Below are 18,036 nucleotides of genomic sequence, written 5' to 3' on the forward strand. Positions count from 1 at the left end.
GGACTCGCACCGGGTCGGCGTCGCTCACTGCTCCACCTCGGAGTCGGTGGCGGTGGCCGATTCGGCCCCGGTTCCCGCCTCCGCGCGCCCGGCGGCTGTCCCCTCTGTCTCCCCCGCGTCGTCGAGCCGACGCCCGGCCATCAGCAGGCCGAGTTCCTCCTCGCTCACGGCCTCGGGGTCGACGACGTCGATGAACTCGCCCTCGTACATCACCGCGATGCGGTCAGAGAGCTTCCGGATCTCCTCCAGTTTCGAGGAGACGAGCAGCACCGCGAGCCCATCGTCGCGCAGGTCGAGCAGGCGGTCGTGGATGAACTCGATGGAGCCGATGTCGACCCCGCGGGTCGGGTGCGAGGCGACCATCACGTCCGGGTCGTGTTCGATCTCGCGGCCGACGATGAACTTCTGCTGGTTGCCGCCCGAGAGCGACGCCGCCTCGGGCTCGACCGACGGCGGCTGGACGTCGTACTCGTCGACGACGCCCTCCGCGTGCTCGCGGACCGCCGGCCAGTCGATGAGCCCGCGGCTGACGTACGGCTCGACGGTCTGGTTGCCGAGCAGCGCGTTCCGGACGAGGTCGTAGTCCTGGACCAGCCCCTCGGTCTGGCGGTCCTCGGGGATGTACGCGATGCCGGCGCGGATGCGTTCGCGTCGGCTCAGCCCCGTGATGTCCGCGCCGTCGAAGCTGACGCTGCCCGAGTCGACCGACCGGAGCCCGGTGAGCGCCTCGACCAGTTCCGTCTGGCCGTTGCCCTGGACGCCCGCGACGCCGAGGATCTCGCCCTCCCGGACCGTGAGATCGACGTCGGTGACCCGTTCGAGCCCCCGGTCGCCGGTGACCCGAAGCTCGTTCGCCGTCAGGATCGGGTCGCCGGGTTCGGTCTCGCGCGGCCGGCGGTCGAACAGCACCTCGCGCCCGACCATCATCCGGGCGAGCTCCTGCTCGCTGGTGCCGTCCGCGGCGACGGTGCCGACGGCCTCGCCGTCCCGGAGCACCGTGATCTCGTCGGCGACCGACAGCGCCTCGTCGAGCTTGTGCGTGATGAAGATGAGCGACCGGCCGTCGGCGGCCAGATCGGTCATCACGTCGATCAGGCTCTCGACCTCCTGGGGCGTGAGCACCGCCGTCGGCTCGTCGAGGATGAGCACCTCCGCGCCGCGGTAGAGGCTCTTCACGATCTCGACGCGCTGGCGCACGCCCAGGTCGAGGTCCACGACGCGTTCGTCGAGGTGCTCGTCGACGTCGAAGCCGTACCGGTCACAGATCGCCTCGACGTCCGCCCGGGCGTCGGCCTCGTTCACCAGGCCGTTCTCGGTCGGCTCGTGGCCCAGGATGACGTTCTGGAGGACGGTCATCGGCCCCACGAGCTGGAAGTGCTGGTGGATCATGCCGACGCCCGCGTCCATCGCGTCGCGCGGGGAGTCGAACGCCCGCGGTTCGCCGTCGACCGTGATGGTGCCCGAATTCTGGTCGTACAGCCCGTAGAGGACGCTCATCAGCGTCGTCTTGCCCGAGCCGTTCTCGCCCAGCAGCGCGTGGACCGAGCCCTGCTCGAGCGTGAAGTCGATCCCGTCGTTGGCGACGACGTCGCCGAACCGTTTGGTGATCCCGTCGAGCCGAACGGCTTGCGACCCTGGATTACCTGTCATGATGGAAAGCTGCAGTCATGGGGGAGAGGACGAGGACGGAGTCAGTTACAGCCGGACGCGGTGCAGGGCACGCTGATGTCGCCCGAGGTGATGCCCTGCTTTGCCTCCTCGAGGTTCGTGGCGACGGCGTCGGGGAGCTCCCCCTCGAACGCCTGTCCGATGACGCAGTCGACGCCCTCCTGTTCGAGCCCGAGGACGTTCGCGCCGGTGACCGAGCCGAAGTCGTCCTCCGCGACCGCGACGGCGACCTCCCGGGTCCCCTCGTTGATGTACTTCACCGCGGAGCCGAGGATGACGTCCTGGAAGTCCGGCAGCGTCACCGACTGGTCGGCGTCGACGCCGATGGCGAAGCGGCCGTTACCCTGGGCGGCCTCGAACACGCCACGGCCCGCGGCCGCCGCGGCGTGGTAGACGATGTCCGCGCCGTCGTCGTACTGGGAGCTGGCGATGTCGGCGGCCGTGTCCGTGTCGGTGTAGTCGCCGATGTAGCCGACGTTGACCTCGACGTCCGAGTTGACCCACTCGGCGCCCGCGACGTACGAGCGCTCGAACGCGTTGATCAGCGACCCGTCGACGCCGCCGACGAAGCCGATCTGGGCGCTCCCCGGGTCGGTCTCGCTGTCGTCGTGGGAGAACTCCTCGCTCGTCATCGTGCCGCCGAGGACGCCCGCGAGATACGACATCTCGTGGTTCGCCCACGTGTAGCCGGCCACGTTCGGCTCGTCGACGTGGTCGTTGATCAGCATCCAGTTCTGGTCGGGGTAGTCGACCGCGTTCTGGGTGAGCGCCTCCGTGTGGTTGTACGACACGAGGACGATGAGGTCGTAGTCGCCGCTCGCGGCCAGTTCCGACTGCGTCGACTGGTACTGGGCCTGTTCGGTCTCCTCGACCTGGTTGATCTCCACGTCGTACTCCTCGGACGCGGTCTGGAGCCCCTCCAGCGCGAGGTCGTTGAACGCGTTGTCGTCGAAGCCGGCCGGGCTGGAGACGATGGCGACGTTCGTCGTCCCGCCGCCGTCCCCGCCGGAATCGGTTTCGGTGTCGTCGCCGCCGTCGCCGCCACCGTTCCCGCCGCCATCACCGCCACCGCCGCCGTCGCCGCCGCCACCGTCGCCGCCGCCCATACAGCCGGCGAGCGCCGTCCCGCCGACCACGGCCGCGCCCGAGGACAGGACGGTCCGCCGACCCACCGCCCGCGAGGAGGACTGTCCGTTCGATTCGGCTTCTCCGTCACGTGAACCCGTACTAGGACTCATTTCAGATACATAGACAGTCGTAGCTCACAAAAAGATTACTCTAATCTGGATAATCGTTCACAATCCATAATAAATACATATCAGACCGCGGCCGTGTTCGGCGGCCCCGCCGAGCGCCGACGTTTATCCCGCGTCCGGCCCGACGGGGTCCATGGAGAAACAGCCCCTCCGCGAGCGCGTCTGGGACGCGCTGGAGGCGTCTGGGGAGGCCCGATTCCCGTTCCCGCCACACGGCAGAATCCCCAACTTCGCCGGGGCCGCGGACGCCCGCGACCGGCTGACCGCGACCGACGAGTGGGCCGACGCCGGGACGCTGAAGTGCAACCCGGACGCCCCACAGCTTCCGGTCCGCCGGGCCGCGCTCCGGGCCGGCAAGACGGTCTACGTGGCCGTGCCGCGGCTGCGCGAGGAGCACCCGTTCCTCCGCCTGTCGCCCGAGGAGGTCCCCGACGTCGACGAGGCGACGACGGTGTCCGGGTCGGCCGAGCACGGCGTGCCCGTGGGGCCCGACGAGGTGCCACACGTCGATCTGATCGTCTCGGGCAGCGTCGCCGTCACGGAGTCGGGCGGGCGCGTCGGCAAGGGCGAGGGGTTCGCGGACCTGGAGTTCGCGGTGCTCACGGAACTGGGCGCGGCGGACTCGGACACGACCGTCGCGACGACGGTCCACGGGATGCAGGTCGTCGACGACGACGTGGAACTCGACGCCCACGACGTGCCGCTCGACCTGGTCTGTACGCCCGAACGGACGATCCGGCCGGACCGCGGGCCGCGGCCGGCCGGGATCGACTGGGACGCGCTGGACGAGGAGAAGCTGGCCGAGATTCCCGTGTTGGAGCGACTTCGCGCCGAACCGCGATAGCGTCGGGCGAGCGGGACTGTTTTGGGGTGGGCCTTCGAGGTACCGCCGTGCGACTCGTCCAGGTGATGGTTCCGGCGGGCAAGCGCGAGGCGGTGCTCTCCGCGCTCGACGAGGAGGGCATCGACTACGTGCTCTCCGAGGAGACCAGCGGCCGGGACTACACCGCCGTCGTCTCGTTCCCGCTCCCGACCGCCGCCGTCGAGCCGGTGCTGGAGACGCTCCGGGAGGCCGGCATCGAGCGGGACGCCTACACCGTCGTGCTGGACGCCGAGACGGTCGTCTCGAAGCGCTTCGAGCGGCTCCAGGAGCGGTACGAGGACGACGAGGACAGCGAGAACCGGATCGCCCGCGAGGAACTCGAAGCCCGCGCCGTCGAGATGGCCCCCGAGTGGACGCCGTTCCTCGCCATGACGACCATCAGCGCCGTCGTCGCCACCGCGGGGCTGCTGCTCGACTCGCCGGCCGTCGTGGTCGGGTCGATGGTCATCGCGCCGCTCATCGGTCCCGCGATGGCGACCAGCGTCGGGACGGTCGTCGACGACGACGAACTGTTCCGGCGCGGCGTGCGCCTGCAGCTCGTCGGCGGCCTGCTCGCGGTCGTGAGCGCCGCGCTGTTCGCCGCGGTGCTCCGCTACACCAACGCCGTCCCGTACAACGTCGAGGAGGTGTTCGCCATCGGCGAGATCCGGGAACGCCTCGCGCCCGACGTGTTGCAACTGCCCATCGCGCTCGGGGCGGGCGTGGCCGGCGCGCTGTCGATCTCCTCGGGCGTCTCGTCGGCGCTCGTCGGGGTGATGATCGCCGCGGCGCTCGTCCCGCCGACCGCCGTCGTCGGCATCGGCATCGCGTGGGGTGAACCGATCGCCGTCAGCGGGGCCGCGATGCTCGTCGTAGTGAACTTCGTCTCCATCAACTTCGCCGCGCTGGGGGTGCTGTGGTACCGCGGCTACCGGCCCGAGTCGCTGTTCCGGTTCGACGGCGCGCGCACTCGAACGGTCAAGCGGTTCGCGGTGCTCGGTGCCGTCATCCTGCTCTCGACGACCGTGCTCGTGGGCGTCACCGTCGCGACCTACCAGAGCTCGCAGTTCGAATCGACGGTGCAGACCGAAGCCGGCGACCTTGTCGGGCCCGAACAGACGGTCGTCGACGTGGAGGTGACCTACGGGAGCTTCCCGTTCCGCCAGCCGACCGCCGTCACGGTCACGGTCGCGCACCCGCTCGGAAGCGACCCGGAGCCGCTGGCGGGGCCGCTGGCGGCGCGGCTCTCGGACCACACCGGCGCGCCGCTGGGGCTCGGACCGAAATCGCAGGTGGAGGTGACGGTTCGGCACGTCCCCCGGGAGACCGCCCGGACGGCCGGCGGGACGGACCTGCCGAGCGCGAACGGGACGACCTCGACCGCGCCGGCGTGAGACAAACCGCTCTTTGTCCCTAGGCCACGTTGAAGCCCTCCCGGGTCGACACTGCTGTCGTGAAGCGAGTTGCCACCCTCCTCACGGTGCTGGTCGTCCTGCTGGCCGGCTGCACCGGAGCCGCCTCGAACGCGACGCCGAACCCCGCGGCCGACGGGTCGGCCGGGACGAACAGCGTGACCGCCACCGGCAGCGCCACGACCTCGGCCGCGCCCGACGTCGCCGTCGTCTCGGTCGCCGTCGCGGCGACCGCCGACACCGCCGCCGAGGCCCGAAACCAGGTCGCGGCCGATTCCGAGTCGCTCCGTACGGCGCTCCAGGACGCCGGCTACGAGCCGAACACGACCGACTACCGCCTCTCGCCCGAGTACGATCACGGCGGCGAGACGCGCGAACTCGTCGGCTACCGCGCCATCCAGGTGTTCGAGTTCGACGCCGAGCCCGACGCCGCCGGCGAGGCCGTCGACGTCGCCGTCGACAACGGCGCGAGCGCGGTCAACAGCGTCCGGTTCGAACTGAGCGACGAGCACCGCGCCGAACTCCGCGAGCAGGCGCTCGCCGACGCCGTCGGCGACGCCCGGGGCGACGCCGAGGCGGTCGCGTCGGCCGCGGACCGCTCGGTCGGCTCGGAGCTGTCGATGCAGGTCGGCTCGCAGGGCTACTCCCCGTACGAGGTCCGGTACACCGCCTCGGCGGCCTCGGCCGACGCGGGCACCTCGTTCGAGCCCGGCCCCGTGACGGTCACCGCGTCGGTGACGGTGACGTACGAACTGGAGTAAACCGGGAGCGGAACCGCCCCGTCCGGCGCTTTTTCGACCCCTCAGTTCCGCGAGGGCAGGTCGGGTTCGAAGCCGACCGCCTCGACCGCCAGGTCGAGCACGCCCTCGACGTTCTCGTCCTCGGTGACGCTCATGTACGCGTCGGCGTCGACCTCGCGCGAGCGGTCGCTCTTGTTACAGACGACGAGCACGGGCGAGTCGAAGGTGGACTCGACCTCCTCGAGCAACGTCAACTGGTCCTCGAGCGGATAGCCGCAGTCGCCCGAGGCGTCGACGACGAACAGCACCGCGTCCGCCAGGTGTGTCAGCGCCGAGACGGCCTGCCGCTCGATGTCGTTTCGCTCGTCGGCCGGCCGGTCGAGCAGGCCTGGCGTGTCGATGATCTGGTAGCGGACGCGGTCGCGCTCGAAGTGACCGATCTGGACCGCCTTCGTCGTGAACGGGTAGGAGGCGATCTCGTTGCTCGCGCGGGTGACCTCGTTGACGAACGAGGACTTGCCGACGTTGGGGTAGCCGGCGACGACGATCGCCGGTTCGTCGGGCCGGATCTCGGGCAGGCCCTTCAGTGCGTCGCGCGCCTCGCCGACCGACAGCAGGTCCTCGGCGATCTCGTCGACGACGTCGGCCATCCGGGCGAACGCCTGTTTTCGGTGCTTACGGGCGGTCTCGGCGCTGGAGCGTCGGATCTTGCTCGCGTACTCCGAGCGCAGCTCGGCGATCTGGTTCGACGCCCAGTTGACCTCCGAGAGCGACTGCCGGAGTTCGTCCACGTCGACGACGGCGTCGGCGAGTTCGTAGTAGAACGGGTCGACCTCGTACTCGAAGTCGGGCCAGTCGTTGGAGACGTTCTCGAGGTTGTCCGAGAGGATGTTGCCGGCGGTCCGGAGCATCGACTCCTGGGCCTCGATGCCGCCCTTCGCTCGGCCGGCGCGGGCCGCACGCGAGAAGGCCTTGTCGACCAGTTCCTCGGCGCGGGGCGTGGTGGGGAGGTTTTCGAATATCATGCGATTCTGCTCAATTACGCGTCTGTTGGCCGTGAGGCCGTAAAAGCGCGTCCGTTCGGTCGCGTCGGCCCCGCACGTCGACGGCGCCGCCAGTGGCGCCAGCGTTCCGCCGGTGGCGCCACGAGTGACACGACTTTTCCGGGCGCGCCACCCAGCGCGGGTATGAGCAGGCTCGAGCAGTTCCTCGCGGGCGAGCGCCTGGAGGACGTGGCGATCTACCTCGACGACGACCTCCTCGACGACGGGGGGAAACTCGCGGGCATGGGCGACCCCGTCGGCGACGGCGTCGTCCTCGTCGTGTCCGGCGAGAAGGGGCGCTCCGCGTTCGCGGCCGGGACGGGCATGGACCCGATGGAGTTCTCCCGGCAGGCGATGGAGCACGAGGGAACCGTCGACGCGGACCTGGGCGGCGGCGACTGCCCGGCGGCCGAGGACGCAGGGGCCGACCACGCGGTCGAGTTCCTGTTCGCGTTCGCGGAGGCGCGAAACGAGGGGGTCGGGGGCATGTACGCGGACGGCGACGTGATGCACGCGTACGCCCACTGTACCTGCGGGACGAACTACTCGCAGAAGTGGCTCCTCGGCGAGCGGACGGCGTGAACGCTTCGGGGCCCGGTCTGGCCCGGTCTGGTCCCGTCCGGTCCCGTCCGGTCCCGTCCGGTCCCGTCCGGACTCCGTTCGGCGAGTCAGACAGCCGGCAGGGAGTCGTCGCCATCGGTGCCACAGATCTCGGCAGGTGGGAACAACGCTCAATCCCCGTCCCGCCGTCCCCGAGGGCGATGGACAGATACGCCGACGGATACGTTCTCGTGGTCCCGACCGCGGAGCTCGACGCCTACCGGGAGATGGCCGCCGAGGCCGGGGAGCTCTGGATCGAACACGGTGCGCTCGAGTACTTCGAGGGGGTCGGCGACGACATGGAACCCGACGGGGACGGGACGTCGATGCGGACCTTCCCTCAACTCGCCGGAACCGGCGACGACGAGACGGTCGTGTTCTCGTTCGTCGTGTTCGAGTCCCGGGAACGCCGCGACGAGGTGAACGCGAAGGTGATGGACGACCCCGCGATGGACCCGAACCGACCGGACGTGGAGATGCCCTTCGACCCGGAGCGCATGACCTACGGCGGGTTCCGCTCCATCGTCAGCTACGAGCACACGAGCTAGTCGCGACTGTCGGTCCGGGACCCACGCGGGGCGACCCACCCGCAGTTCCCTCCGAGGAATCGCAACGACGGGAGTTCGAGAGCCGAGCGCGGTACGGGAGGCGGAACCGTTTTGTCCCGACTCGGACTCTCTCGGAGCACCATGGCGGCCCCGGAACTGCGTCGGCGGACGGTCGTCGGCCTCATGGCGGGCGCGGTCGTCGTCACCGTCCTGGCGTTCACCGTCAGGGGGTTCGGCCAGCTCGTCGTCGGCTACGAGTTCGCGCTCCTCCTCGCCGGGCCGCTGTTCGGCGTCGCCTTCCTGCTCGCAGTCCTCGGGTTCTGTCTCGCGGTTCTGGCGAAGCTCTCGGTCGTCTCGATCGAGTGAGGCGGCGGTCGGTCTGCGCGCTCATTCGGGTCGATTCACGGGGCACTCGCTCGAGACGGCCGAACGACGGGACTCTGGGCCGTACTCTCCCCCCGTCGGTCAGGACGAACGTACTGAACGCGGGGTCGGCCGTGATCGTGCACGCCAGCGAGGAGGATTCGCAACTGCCGGCCGGCCGCTCACGCGGGGGTGCGTTCCTCACCAGCCCATCCCCGGATCGTCGGCCGCTTGCCGGATCCAGGAGGCGACCTGCTCTTCGTCCAGCGCGTCCGTCTCCCCCTGGTCGAGGGCCTGTCTCGTCGGATCCGATCCGCTGGGTGGCTCCGGATCGAGGTACGCTTCACAGACGAACGACAGTTTCACGTGGTTCGAGAACGCGCTGAACGACGCGAACCATCCCTCGTCCTCGACGCCGTAGAACGGCTGGTGCCACTTCACGGCGCGGCGCACGTCGGGCAGTTCCTGCTGGATGATCTCGTCGAATCGTGTCGCGACCTCGCGCTTCCACCCCGGCAGCGCCGCGATGTACGCCTTCACCGCTGCGGACCCGTCGGTTTCGTCGTTCCTCCGCGCCGCCTGGTACCGTTTGCTCCGTTCGTCCCACTCCTGCTCCGAGGGAACCTGGTCCGGCAGTTCGATCTCCCCGAACTCAGCGTCCGGGACGCGGTTCTCACCCTTCCGGCCCGAGATCGCGGTCACGACCAGCACCTCCTCGGACTCCTCGGGACCAGAGAACAGGTCGAAGTCCAGCCGCACCGTTCCGCCGCGCCAGTGGCGAGCAAAGCCCACCCAGCCGTCGGGGTGGTCCTCCCGGCCGTCCTGCTCGACCCGGAAGAGGCCCAGCAGGGCCGGAACGGCGTCGGCCCCCCACTGGAGCCCCCGTTCCGGGTCCGTGAACTGAACCCCCTCGTCGTGGTCCTTCCTGTAGTCGGGTGCTCTGATCGCTCGGTTCGCCAGCACGAGTTCGGAGACTCGCCGGGCGGTAAGTGGGCCGGACGCGCTCATGATCACTGACGAAACGCGGCGTCGGCTAATCAATATACCGCGGCAACCGGACGGAGGACTCGGGATTGGGACGTGTCTCGCGTTCGACGCGACCCGACGAGCACCGTCGACGCCGGTCGCGCTTACTCCCCGTCGTCCTCGGCCATCGCCTCGAACTCCGCCCGCTCCTCGGCGACGCGCTCGAACGCCGCGAGGATGACGCGCTTGGTCGCCGCGCCCTCGGTCGTCCAGTGGTGGGCGTAATCGAGCATGTCGTCGTACACGTCGGGCATGCAGCCGGCGGCCTGCGGGTGGCCGCCGCCGTTGACCTGCCCGGCGACCTCGTGTGCCAGCCGAAACCCGTCCGAGCCGCGGATGGAGGCGCTGCCGGCGGGCTTGACGATGACCGCGGCGTCCATCCCTCCCTGGCGGAGGGTCTCGGCGACCTCGTTCTGCGAGCAACGGCCGTAGGTGACGCCGACCGACCAGTCGCCCACCTCGTGCTCCTCGGCGCGCTCGACGGCCTTCTCGATGAGCAGCTCCTTCTCGACCCGGCGCTCGGCGATGTACTCCTCGACCGCGGGCGGGAGGTCGACGCCGTACGCGCCGACGACGGCGGCGTACTCCTCGGCGTCCGTCCAGTAGGCGTAGTCGGCGATGTCGTCGCTGCGCTCGTCCTGCTTGAGCCAGAGGTCGTGGTCGCGGGTGACCGCGGCGAGTTCCGTGAAGCGCTCGGGGAACTCGTACTCGAGCGAGCGCAGGGTGACGTCCGTCGAGCACTCCTCCTCGCTGTCGCCGACCACGAGGTCGATGCCCAGTTCGCGGACCGACGCCATGAGCTCGTCGCCCCACTGGTGGTGGTCGAACCAGCGGACCCCGCCCGCGCGCTCGACGACCGTCCGCAGGTCGTCCTCGACGTACTCGAACGCGTCCGGACAGATGTCACAGACGAACACGTCGGCGTCGGGTTCGAGGTACTCGGCGGCGTAGCCCAGGTCCTCCTCGAACGAGTGCGGGCCGGAGGGGAGCAGCGCGACTGCCGACTCGGGGAGGTCGTCCTCGTCCTGCTCGGCGGCGGCGTCCGTGTCATCGTCGCCGTCCGTCTCGTCCGCGTCGTCCTCGTCGGCCAGGCGCTCGCGCAGTCGCTCCTCGAACGGGGCGACGTCGAGCGCGGCGTCGTACGCCTCGCGGACGAGCGCGACACAGCCGAGGCCGTCGGCGTCCGAGTCGGTGATGACCACGACGCCCGCGCCCTCCAGCGCCTCCCTCGCGCGCTCCTCGGCGAGGTCGTCGTCCAGCGAGTCGGGGTAGAAGAACCCCTCGCCGGGGAGCTTGGATCTGCGCTCCAGCGAGAGGGAGCCGGTGTCGATGAGTTCGTCGTCCATACCCGACCGTCCACGCCGGACGTGAAAACGTCGGCGTTCGGCCGCGACGGGGCGGCGGTCGACTGGGTCCCGATCGGCTGCCCGCTTACTCGGCTGCGCCCTGGAGCTGCCGGACGGTCAACACCGGCGTCGGGCAGGTGCGAACGACCCGTTCGGCGACGCTGCCGATGAGAAAGCGGTTCTCGCCGTGTCGGCCGCGGGTGCCCGTGGCGACGACGTCCGCGCCGATCTCGCGGGCGTACTCGCCGATCTCGTTGGCGGGGCGACCCTCCCGGACGACGGCGGTCACGTCGCGCTCGGTCCGCGCCTGGACGTCGACGATGGCCTCGCCGCCGCGCTCCTGGAGCGCGTGGCGCATGTCCTCGCGGACGGCGTCGGGCGAGGAGTCGACCTCGCCGGCGTCGACGACGTACAGCGCGTGGACCGCCGCGTCGAACCTGTCGGCGAGGTCGAGCGCGACGTCCACCGCTCGCCCGACGCTCTCGGAGCCGTCGGTGGCGATGACGATGGTGTCGAACATTACGAACTCCCTCGTCCGTTCGCGTCTTAAATCCCTGCAAGTTTCGCGTTGCGAGTGCGGAGCGGATGTCAGTCGAGAGGGCGTAACTGTTATTCGTACACAAATTCAACACGACCACATGTCAGAGGCCGATACGCCGCCGGACAAGACGACCGTGAACATCCGAATGACGGAGACGTTCCTCGCCGACGTCGACGGGACGTGGAAGGAGTTCGGCTACAACAGCCGAAGCGAGTTCATCCGTGACGCGCTCCGCGACGCCGTCAAGCACCCCGAGTTCAACCGCGCGGATCTGAAGGCGATGCTCGCGGGCGAGGCCGAGATCCGGGAGGGCCGGACGTACTCCAGCGACGAGGTGAAGGACAAGTACGGGCTCCACGCTGACGCGGTCGACGAGCACGACGAATGAGCGAGGGGTGGGACTGGCGGCTCACCGAACGGGCCATGAGACAGTTCGACGGACTCGACGACTACGCTCGCGAACGGATCACGTCCAAACTGGACGACGTCGTCGACGACCCGTGGCGCGAGCCCGCCGACTACCTCGAACCGCTCTCGGGAGCCCCACATCAGAAGCTTCGAGTTGGACCGTTCCGTCTCGGTTGCAGGGCGAATCAAGACGAGACGGTGCTCTGGGTGCTCACTATCAAGAAACGCGGTGGCGACGCCTACCGGAGCGACGACTGAGACGGCCCTCGAAGCTACAACTGCTCGACGCTCCCGCCGTCGTCCCGCTCGCGGAACACCTGCCCGTCGATGAGCGTCACCATCGTCTCCTCGTCCTGCCAGGCGGTCGGCGAGACCTTGGCCTTCCGGCAGACCCGCGAGAGGAACTGCTCCTTGCTCCAGCCGTTCTCGACCGGGATCGTCGGGTAGAGCCAGCCGTGCTTGTCGCCCTGGTCGATGGCGACCCCGTGGCGGCCCAGTTCGAGGTCGGAGACGGGATCGTTGGTGAGCGTGACGTTCGAGACGATACAGGCGGAGACGAGAATCGAGTCCAGTTCCTTCGGTTCGACTTCGGAGCCGCCCGAGTCGGACGAGGCGGCCTTGATCGCGGCGTCGACGATGGCGTGACCGAGCTGTTCTTTCCCTCGATACGAGCCGGCACAGCCCCGCATTCGGCCACGACCGCGTGTGGACTGGAGGCGAACGAACGCCCCCGTTCGGGCGTAGAAGGCGTCGCGCATGCTCCCCGGATGTTCGCGCTGTCCGTGGAGAACGTACGATTCGACGGCTTCCCGAGCGAGTTCGACCGCACGATCACCGTCCTCGTAGGTGAGCTGAACGGTCTGCGCCTCGGACATGGACCAGTTAACGGGACACGCCGACTTCAACCCTTCCCTTCATGTGCAGGACCGTTATGGACCGTACAACCGTCCCACAGGGAGGGCCTAGCCGCCAGTAGTGTCGAACTACTCACACCGGTTCGCGCCCGATTCGCGCTCGACTCTCGCTCGGTCCCCTCTCGACCACGTTCGAACCGGATCCGATTCCCGTCGAACCGATACCCCCGGCCTCGACCCGCTTTCTATCGACCACCCGACGGCCGCGGTGACGGCCCCCCGGACGCCTCCCGACGAACCCACGGCGAACCGCTTAAACCACGATGCGGCCTAGGTGCTGACGGCAGAGGGAGCCCGATCCCCGTGCGTCCTCGGGCGGTGAGCCGGCGTCCGCGCCGCGACCGCCCGACGAGGCATGAGGAAAGTCCCCCCACCGCCCGAACGGGCGACCGGGCGCAAGCCCGGAGCCGGAGACGGCTGGCGCTGGAACAGAAACGAGACCACCCGGCTCGACCGATGAGGTCCGCGAACCGACCCGCGAGGGGAGGGAGCTAACCGACCGAGGGCGGAGTCGCGGCGGGCGTCCTGCTCGCCCGGCTCCACGAGACCTCGCGTCTCGTCGACGGCCGGGAACGGATGGAACGGCGAATCCTCGCCGGTGCAAGTCCGCGCCGACGGGGCCTCGTGCCCCCGATGGTAGTTCGGGCCGCCGCTTCGCGGCATGGCGCGGACGCGTAGCCGAATGTCGGGACGAACAGAAGGGGGCTTACTCCCCTCAGCCGCTCACGACGGCGAGCGACGGCTCCGCCCGTGGGTCGTGGGGAGAATCCTCGCGGCACCGTCAGTCCGTCCGACGGTGGTCGTGCGAGAGTCTGACACATACCCGGCGGACTAAAAGGCGTGGAGTGCCAAGCAGGCACGTGGACAGTCGAGAACTGACGACGGCGCTCGAACGCGAGTTCGGCGGCGAGGAGCCTCACCGGCGGGTCGTCGCCCGCCAGGCGCGGGACCTCGCGGACGCCGGCAAGCTGGAGGCCGACCGCGGCGAGCCGCTCACGGCCGCCGACGTCGTGAACAACATGGCGGACGCCCCCGACGACAAGGACCTCGTCGAGCGGTGGAACTGGTGGCTGGGCTCGCTCGAGACCGCCTACGGCGGCTACGACCGGTTCACCGTCCGATTCGTCGACGACGGGCCGGACGTGAACGCGTAGCGCGGCCGTCCCCCGTGTTTCAGCCCTCCGGATTTCGCCTCCTCTTCATCGGCCGGACCCCCGGAGTCGACACGCCGACGGTCGCGCCGAGGTGAGGTCGGTAGTCGCGCCGAGGTGAGGTCGGTAGTCGCGCCGAGGTGAGGTCGGTAGTCGCGCCGAGGTGAGGTCGGTAGTCGCGCCCTGATGACTGTGGCAGTCACGCCGTGCGACGACGTGGACCGCCGGCGAACACGCCGTGGGCAACCCTTTTGACTCGCGCTCGCGCCTCTGGATGCATGGAGCCCGGCGACGTGGAGGCGGTCCCCGGCACCACCGACCTCTACTACCTCGACACGGGGATGTACGACACCGCGAACTACGGGGCCGTCTACGTCATCGACGCCGAGCGGCCCGCCGTCGTCGACACCGGCATCGGCACGAACCGCGAGTACCTCTTCGACGCGCTCGAGGAACTGAACGTCGTCCCCGACCTGATCCTCCCGACCCACGTCCACCTCGACCACGCCGGGGGGGCCGGGTTCCTCGCGGAGGCGTTCCCGGACGCGACGGTGATGACCCACGAGATCGGCGTCCCGCACCTCGTCGACCCCGGGCGGCTCGTCGAGGGAACGAGGGCCGCCGTCGGCGAGCAGTGGCGGTACTACGTCGAGCCGGAGCCGATCCCCGAGGACCGCATCGAGCCGCTCTCGGGCGGCGAGACGCTCGACCTGGGCGACCGGGCCCTCGACGTCCACCACGCGCCGGGCCACGCCCCCCACCAGGTGTTCTTCCACGACCGCGGCGACGACGTGGTGTTCACGGCCGACGCGGCGGGCGTCTACGTCCCGCAACTCGACGAGGTGCGCCAGACGTCGCCGCCGTCGGCGTTCAACATGGACGCGTGTCACGAGGACGTCGACGCCATCCGCGCGCTCGACCCGCGTATCCTCTGTTTCGGCCACTTCGGTCCCCGCGAGTTCGACGACGACTTTCTCGCGGAGTACAAGCGGACGCTGCTGGAGTGGGTCGAGGCCGTGAAGCGGAAACGCGAGGAACTCGGCGACGACGAGGCGGTCGTCGAGCACTTCGCGGCCCACGCCCAGGAGCGGTTCGTCGACTGCTGGGGCGAGCGGAAGGCCCGCGCCGAGGAGCGCCTGAACGCCCGCGGCGTCCTCGCGTACCTGGACTACGTCGAGGAGAACTGAGACCCTCCAGGGACGTCCCCTGCGGTACTGAGACGGACGTACGGTAGCTTTATCCGGCGCTCGTCGAATCTCACGACGATGCGACACGTCGGGGGCTCGTCGGGGAATCGCGGCCGATCAGGGGGTGAGTGACGTGCAGGCGCTCCCGTCGGCGGTCGGCGAGGTGACGCTCGGACTCCACGTTCTGGCGGGCGTTCTCGCGCTGTTCGCGGGTGCCGGCGCGTTCCTGACGAGCAAGGGCGGGACGCGGCACCGCCGCCTGGGCCGGACGTACGTGTACGCGATGGCGTTCGTCGTCACGTCGGCGCTGGCGCTGTTCGCCCTCGACCCGACGCCGACCCGCCAGTTCCTCGCGCTCGTCGCGGTGTTCAGCTTCTACTTCGTGTTCTCGGGCTACCGCGTCCTCTCCCGAAAGCGGCCGACCGACGGCCCGGAATCGGTCGACTGGGCCGCCGTCGGACTGCTGACCGCGGCCGGCGCGGGCCTCGTGCTGATGGGCGGAGCGCGTCTCCTCGACGGCTCCTCGTTCGGGACGGTGATGCTCGTCTTCGGCGCCATCGGGACGGGGTTCGGGCTCAGCGACGCCCGCGCCTACCGCGTGGGCGACCCCGAGCCCCGGGCCTGGTTCTTCCAGCACCTCTCCCGGATGAGCGCGGGCTACATCGCCACCGTGACCGCCTTCTCGACGGTGAACTTCCTGTTTCTCCCGCCGATCGCCCGCTGGCTCTGGCCGACGCTCGTGGGCTCGCCCGCGATCTACTTGCTGGCGCGGCGATACGAGGCCTGAGTCCGGGCCACCGATACGAGCTTCGGGCTCCGGAGCGCGGGATGCCGGGTGAGAACCGGCGAACGCGCCCGGAAACCCGTGACAACGGGCGCCGAGTGGGGGCACCGTTAAGACCCCGCCATCGCCACACGTTCGCATGGACTGGAGGCAGGCCGAACGCGAGTACGAGCCCGACGTGACGCGCGACTCGCTGGCGGCGACGTTCGACGCGAGCGCCCGGCGCAACGCCGACCGGGTCGCCCAGCGCTACAAGGGGGGCGTGTACGACCGCTCGCTCGTCCGCGAGGGCGTCGTCGACGCCGCGCCCGAGGGCGACTACGCGGACCTAACGTACGGCGAGGTGCACGACCTCGTCCGGCGGCTCTCGGCGGGGTTTCGCGACCTGGGCGTCGCGCCCGGCGACCGCGTCGGCATCTTCGCCCACACGCGGATGGAGTGGGCCCAGTCGGACTTCGCGCTGCTGGGCGCCGGCGGCGTCGTCACGACCGTCTACACCTCCTCGTCGCGGAGCCAGGTTCGCCACCTGCTCTCGGACCCCGGCGCCTCGGGCGTCGTCGTCGAGGACCGCGAACTGCTGGACCGGGTGCTCGCGGTGGAGGATGACCTCTCGCTGGAGTTCGTGGTGCTGCTCGACGGCGAGCCGCACGAACGCGAGGACGTCCACACGCTCGGCGAGGTCCACGACCGCGGCGCGGCGCTGGATCCGGGCGACGGCTGGGTCGTCGACCGCGACCTGGACGACCTCGCCAGCCTCATCTACACCTCCGGCACCACGGGCACCCCGAAGGGCGTGGAGCTCACCCACCGGAACTTCCTCGCCAACGTCGACCAGTGCATGCGCCGGTTCGGCCCGCGCCCGGACAAGGCCGAGGCGGGCGTCCCCGCCATCGACGAGACGACCGTCGGGCTGTCGTTCCTCCCGCTCGCACACGTGTTCGAGCGGCTCGCGGGCCACTTCATGATGTTCTCGGCGGGCGCGACCGTCGCCTACGCCGAGTCGCCCGACACGCTCCGCGAGGACTTCGGGCTCGTCCGTCCCACGACGGCGACGAGCGTACCGCGCGTCTACGAGAAGCTGTACGCGGCGATCCGCGAGCAGGCGTCGGAGTCGAGCGTGAAAGAGCGGATATTCGAGTGGGCGACCGACGTCGGCCGCGAGCACCACCGCGCCGACGACCCCGGGTTCGGCCTGCGGACGCGCTACCGGATCGCCGACCGGCTCGTCTTCTCCAGCGTGAAGGAGGCGCTGGGCGGCAACGTCGACTTCTTCATCTCCGGCGGCGGGTCGCTGTCGGCGGACCTGTGTGAACTGTACCACGGGATGGACGTCCCCATCCTCGAGGGGTACGGCCTCACCGAGACCGCCCCGGTCGTGGCCGCGAACCCGCCCGAGGAGCCGAAAGTCGGCACCATCGGCCCGCCGGTCGTCGACGTGGACGTGAAGGTCGACCCGACCATCGCCGGCAACACGGACGACGCGGCGGGGGAGGTCGGCGAACTGCTCGTGAAGGGGCCGAACGTGTTCCGCGGCTACCACAACCTTCCCGAGGAGACGGACGCGGCGTTCGACGACGATGACTGGTTCCGGACCGGCGACGTGGTCGAGATCCGGCCGGACGGCTATATCGCGTTCCGGGAGCGGGCGAAGCAACTGATGAAGCTCTCGACCGGGAAGTACGTCCCGCCAGGGGCGATCGAGGACGCCTTCGCGGCCTCCGAGTACGTCGAGCAGGCGATGGTGCTCGGGGACGCCCGGAAGTTCGTCTCGGCGCTCATCGTCCCCGCGATGCCGGCGATCAGGGAGTGGGCGGAGGCGAACGGCGTCGACCTCCCCGCGGACGCCGACGCCGTCTGCCGGAACGACGAGGTCCGCGTGCTCGTCCAGTCGGAGGTCGACCGGGTGAACGAGTCGTTCGAACCCCACGAACAGATCAAGCAGTTCCGACTCGTCCCCGAGGAGTTCACCGAGGAGAACGACCTGCTCACCCCGACGATGAAGAAGAAGCGCCGGAACATCCTGGACCGCTACGCGGAGGCCGTCGACGTCCTGTACGAGGGGCCCTGACGTCCGGCATCGTTCACGGAATCGTAACATAGTTGTCCGTTCTTCTGGATTCGCCATCCAACCACGGCCGCCGCTGTCGAAACACCCCCGTAACGGTGGACTTATCAGATTCGGACGGA

19 protein-coding genes and 1 other RNA gene are annotated in these 18,036 nt (G+C 69.7%); 13 read left to right on the plus strand and 7 right to left on the minus strand.

The genetic code is table 11. From position 1 onward, the window contains the following. Positions 1-24 precede the first annotated feature (24 nt). Together RJT50_RS01515 and RJT50_RS01520 are read right to left on the minus strand one after the other, a co-directional pair. Entirely contained in the window at positions 25-1,650 is a 1,626-nt protein-coding gene (locus tag RJT50_RS01515) for an ABC transporter ATP-binding protein (RefSeq protein ID WP_313693414.1), read from the minus strand. 41 nt (positions 1,651-1,691) lie between these two features. Further along, entirely contained in the window at positions 1,692-2,906 is a 1,215-nt protein-coding gene (locus RJT50_RS01520; protein WP_313693415.1) for a BMP family lipoprotein, read from the minus strand. 151 nt (positions 2,907-3,057) lie between these two features. On the opposite strand from RJT50_RS01520, the gene RJT50_RS01525 reads away from it, so the two are divergent. The 3 genes from RJT50_RS01525 to RJT50_RS01535 are packed head-to-tail and all read left to right on the plus strand — an operon-like array spanning position 3,058 to position 5,959. Then, entirely contained in the window at positions 3,058-3,768 is a 711-nt protein-coding gene (locus RJT50_RS01525) for a 5-formyltetrahydrofolate cyclo-ligase (protein ID WP_313693417.1), read from the plus strand. Positions 3,769-3,815: 47 nt separating this feature from the next. Then, the gene (locus RJT50_RS01530; RefSeq protein WP_313693419.1) at positions 3,816-5,180 is read left to right on the plus strand and encodes a TIGR00341 family protein; all 1,365 of its coding nucleotides are present in this window, start codon (positions 3,816-3,818) and stop codon (positions 5,178-5,180) included. Between the two features lie 59 nt (positions 5,181-5,239). Then, entirely contained in the window at positions 5,240-5,959 is a 720-nt protein-coding gene (locus RJT50_RS01535; protein ID WP_313693420.1) for an SIMPL domain-containing protein, read from the plus strand. Between the two features lie 41 nt (positions 5,960-6,000). Here the strand turns inward: RJT50_RS01535 and RJT50_RS01540 are convergent, their stop codons facing one another. Continuing rightward, a complete protein-coding gene (locus RJT50_RS01540; protein ID WP_313693422.1) occupies positions 6,001-6,963 on the minus strand; it encodes an NOG1 family protein in 963 nt (320 codons plus the stop codon). 162 nt (positions 6,964-7,125) lie between these two features. On the opposite strand from RJT50_RS01540, the gene RJT50_RS01545 reads away from it, so the two are divergent. The 3 genes from RJT50_RS01545 to RJT50_RS01555 all read left to right on the plus strand — a co-directional run bounded on the left by RJT50_RS01545 (position 7,126) and on the right by RJT50_RS01555 (position 8,495). Then, positions 7,126-7,563 (plus strand): DUF5807 family protein, encoded by a 438-nt coding sequence (locus RJT50_RS01545; protein ID WP_313693425.1) that lies wholly within the window; start codon positions 7,126-7,128, stop codon positions 7,561-7,563. Positions 7,564-7,742: 179 nt separating this feature from the next. Further along, positions 7,743-8,129: a DUF1428 domain-containing protein gene (locus tag RJT50_RS01550; protein ID WP_313693427.1), complete on the plus strand. Its 387-nt coding sequence runs from the start codon at positions 7,743-7,745 to the stop codon at positions 8,127-8,129. A gap of 141 nt (positions 8,130-8,270) precedes the next feature. Beyond that, positions 8,271-8,495 carry a hypothetical protein gene (locus tag RJT50_RS01555; RefSeq protein WP_313693430.1) on the plus strand — a complete coding sequence of 75 codons (225 nt, stop codon included), beginning with the start codon at positions 8,271-8,273 and terminating at the stop codon, positions 8,493-8,495. Positions 8,496-8,693: 198 nt separating this feature from the next. On the opposite strand, the gene RJT50_RS01560 is transcribed toward RJT50_RS01555, so the two are convergent. The 3 genes from RJT50_RS01560 to RJT50_RS01570 all read right to left on the minus strand — a co-directional run bounded on the left by RJT50_RS01560 (position 8,694) and on the right by RJT50_RS01570 (position 11,384). Continuing rightward, positions 8,694-9,500: a DUF1801 domain-containing protein gene (locus RJT50_RS01560; protein WP_313693432.1), complete on the minus strand. Its 807-nt coding sequence runs from the start codon at positions 9,498-9,500 to the stop codon at positions 8,694-8,696. 122 nt (positions 9,501-9,622) lie between these two features. Next, entirely contained in the window at positions 9,623-10,864 is a 1,242-nt protein-coding gene (locus RJT50_RS01565) for a DHH family phosphoesterase (protein ID WP_313693433.1), read from the minus strand. Positions 10,865-10,949: 85 nt separating this feature from the next. Continuing rightward, positions 10,950-11,384 (minus strand): universal stress protein, encoded by a 435-nt coding sequence (locus RJT50_RS01570; RefSeq protein ID WP_313693435.1) that lies wholly within the window; start codon positions 11,382-11,384, stop codon positions 10,950-10,952. Positions 11,385-11,502: 118 nt separating this feature from the next. Here RJT50_RS01570 and RJT50_RS01575 point away from each other — a divergent pair, with 118 nt between their 5' ends. Both RJT50_RS01575 and RJT50_RS01580 read left to right on the plus strand, forming a co-directional pair. Further along, on the plus strand, positions 11,503-11,793 hold the full coding sequence (locus tag RJT50_RS01575; protein WP_313693436.1) for a ribbon-helix-helix domain-containing protein: 291 nt from the start codon (positions 11,503-11,505) through the stop codon (positions 11,791-11,793). Beyond that, positions 11,790-12,071 (plus strand): type II toxin-antitoxin system RelE family toxin, encoded by a 282-nt coding sequence (locus RJT50_RS01580; protein WP_313693437.1) that lies wholly within the window; start codon positions 11,790-11,792, stop codon positions 12,069-12,071. The genes RJT50_RS01575 and RJT50_RS01580 overlap by 4 nt, the downstream gene beginning before the upstream one ends. Before the next feature lie 14 nt (positions 12,072-12,085). Here RJT50_RS01580 and RJT50_RS01585 read toward each other — a convergent pair whose 3' ends face one another. After that, positions 12,086-12,688, minus strand: coding sequence for a TIGR00296 family protein (locus RJT50_RS01585; RefSeq protein WP_313693438.1), 603 nt, complete (start codon positions 12,686-12,688; stop codon positions 12,086-12,088). 382 nt (positions 12,689-13,070) lie between these two features. Between RJT50_RS01585 and rnpB the strand changes: the two genes are divergently transcribed. The 5 genes from rnpB to RJT50_RS01610 all read left to right on the plus strand — a co-directional run bounded on the left by rnpB (position 13,071) and on the right by RJT50_RS01610 (position 17,917). Beyond that, positions 13,071-13,437: RNase P RNA component (gene rnpB, locus RJT50_RS01590), an RNA gene on the plus strand. A gap of 150 nt (positions 13,438-13,587) precedes the next feature. Beyond that, on the plus strand, positions 13,588-13,881 hold the full coding sequence (locus RJT50_RS01595; protein ID WP_313693440.1) for a WNWW family protein: 294 nt from the start codon (positions 13,588-13,590) through the stop codon (positions 13,879-13,881). Positions 13,882-14,156: 275 nt separating this feature from the next. Next, positions 14,157-15,065: an MBL fold metallo-hydrolase gene (locus tag RJT50_RS01600; protein ID WP_313693442.1), complete on the plus strand. Its 909-nt coding sequence runs from the start codon at positions 14,157-14,159 to the stop codon at positions 15,063-15,065. A 124-nt stretch (positions 15,066-15,189) separates the two neighbouring features. Further along, positions 15,190-15,852 carry a DUF2306 domain-containing protein gene (locus tag RJT50_RS01605; RefSeq protein ID WP_313693443.1) on the plus strand — a complete coding sequence of 221 codons (663 nt, stop codon included), beginning with the start codon at positions 15,190-15,192 and terminating at the stop codon, positions 15,850-15,852. Between the two features lie 136 nt (positions 15,853-15,988). Continuing rightward, positions 15,989-17,917, plus strand: a complete 1,929-nt coding sequence (locus tag RJT50_RS01610) for an AMP-dependent synthetase/ligase (protein ID WP_313693444.1) — start codon at positions 15,989-15,991, stop codon at positions 17,915-17,917. Positions 17,918-18,036: the final 119 nt, after the last annotated feature.

It is taken from the genome of Halobaculum sp. XH14, from assembly GCF_032116555.1.
In the GTDB taxonomy this organism is placed as follows: domain Archaea; phylum Halobacteriota; class Halobacteria; order Halobacteriales; family Haloferacaceae; genus Halorarum; species Halorarum halobium.

Excerpts from the sequence above, each read along its gene's own strand:
- RJT50_RS01575 (WP_313693436.1), top strand. The coding sequence starts at position 11,503 with ATGTCAGAGGCCGATACGCCGCCGGACAAGACGACCGTGAACATCCGA.
- RJT50_RS01515 (WP_313693414.1), bottom strand. The coding sequence starts at position 1,650 with ATGACAGGTAATCCAGGGTCGCAAGCCGTTCGGCTCGACGGGATCACC.
- RJT50_RS01540 (WP_313693422.1), bottom strand. The coding sequence starts at position 6,963 with ATGATATTCGAAAACCTCCCCACCACGCCCCGCGCCGAGGAACTGGTC.
- RJT50_RS01570 (WP_313693435.1), bottom strand. The coding sequence starts at position 11,384 with ATGTTCGACACCATCGTCATCGCCACCGACGGCTCCGAGAGCGTCGGG.
- RJT50_RS01560 (WP_313693432.1), bottom strand. The coding sequence starts at position 9,500 with ATGAGCGCGTCCGGCCCACTTACCGCCCGGCGAGTCTCCGAACTCGTG.
- RJT50_RS01600 (WP_313693442.1), top strand. The coding sequence starts at position 14,157 with ATGGAGCCCGGCGACGTGGAGGCGGTCCCCGGCACCACCGACCTCTAC.
- RJT50_RS01525 (WP_313693417.1), top strand. The coding sequence starts at position 3,058 with ATGGAGAAACAGCCCCTCCGCGAGCGCGTCTGGGACGCGCTGGAGGCG.
- RJT50_RS01520 (WP_313693415.1), bottom strand. The coding sequence starts at position 2,906 with ATGAGTCCTAGTACGGGTTCACGTGACGGAGAAGCCGAATCGAACGGA.
- RJT50_RS01585 (WP_313693438.1), bottom strand. The coding sequence starts at position 12,688 with ATGTCCGAGGCGCAGACCGTTCAGCTCACCTACGAGGACGGTGATCGT.
- RJT50_RS01545 (WP_313693425.1), top strand. The coding sequence starts at position 7,126 with ATGAGCAGGCTCGAGCAGTTCCTCGCGGGCGAGCGCCTGGAGGACGTG.
- RJT50_RS01555 (WP_313693430.1), top strand. The coding sequence starts at position 8,271 with ATGGCGGCCCCGGAACTGCGTCGGCGGACGGTCGTCGGCCTCATGGCG.
- RJT50_RS01550 (WP_313693427.1), top strand. The coding sequence starts at position 7,743 with ATGGACAGATACGCCGACGGATACGTTCTCGTGGTCCCGACCGCGGAG.
- RJT50_RS01610 (WP_313693444.1), top strand. The coding sequence starts at position 15,989 with ATGGACTGGAGGCAGGCCGAACGCGAGTACGAGCCCGACGTGACGCGC.
- RJT50_RS01580 (WP_313693437.1), top strand. The coding sequence starts at position 11,790 with ATGAGCGAGGGGTGGGACTGGCGGCTCACCGAACGGGCCATGAGACAG.
- RJT50_RS01565 (WP_313693433.1), bottom strand. The coding sequence starts at position 10,864 with ATGGACGACGAACTCATCGACACCGGCTCCCTCTCGCTGGAGCGCAGA.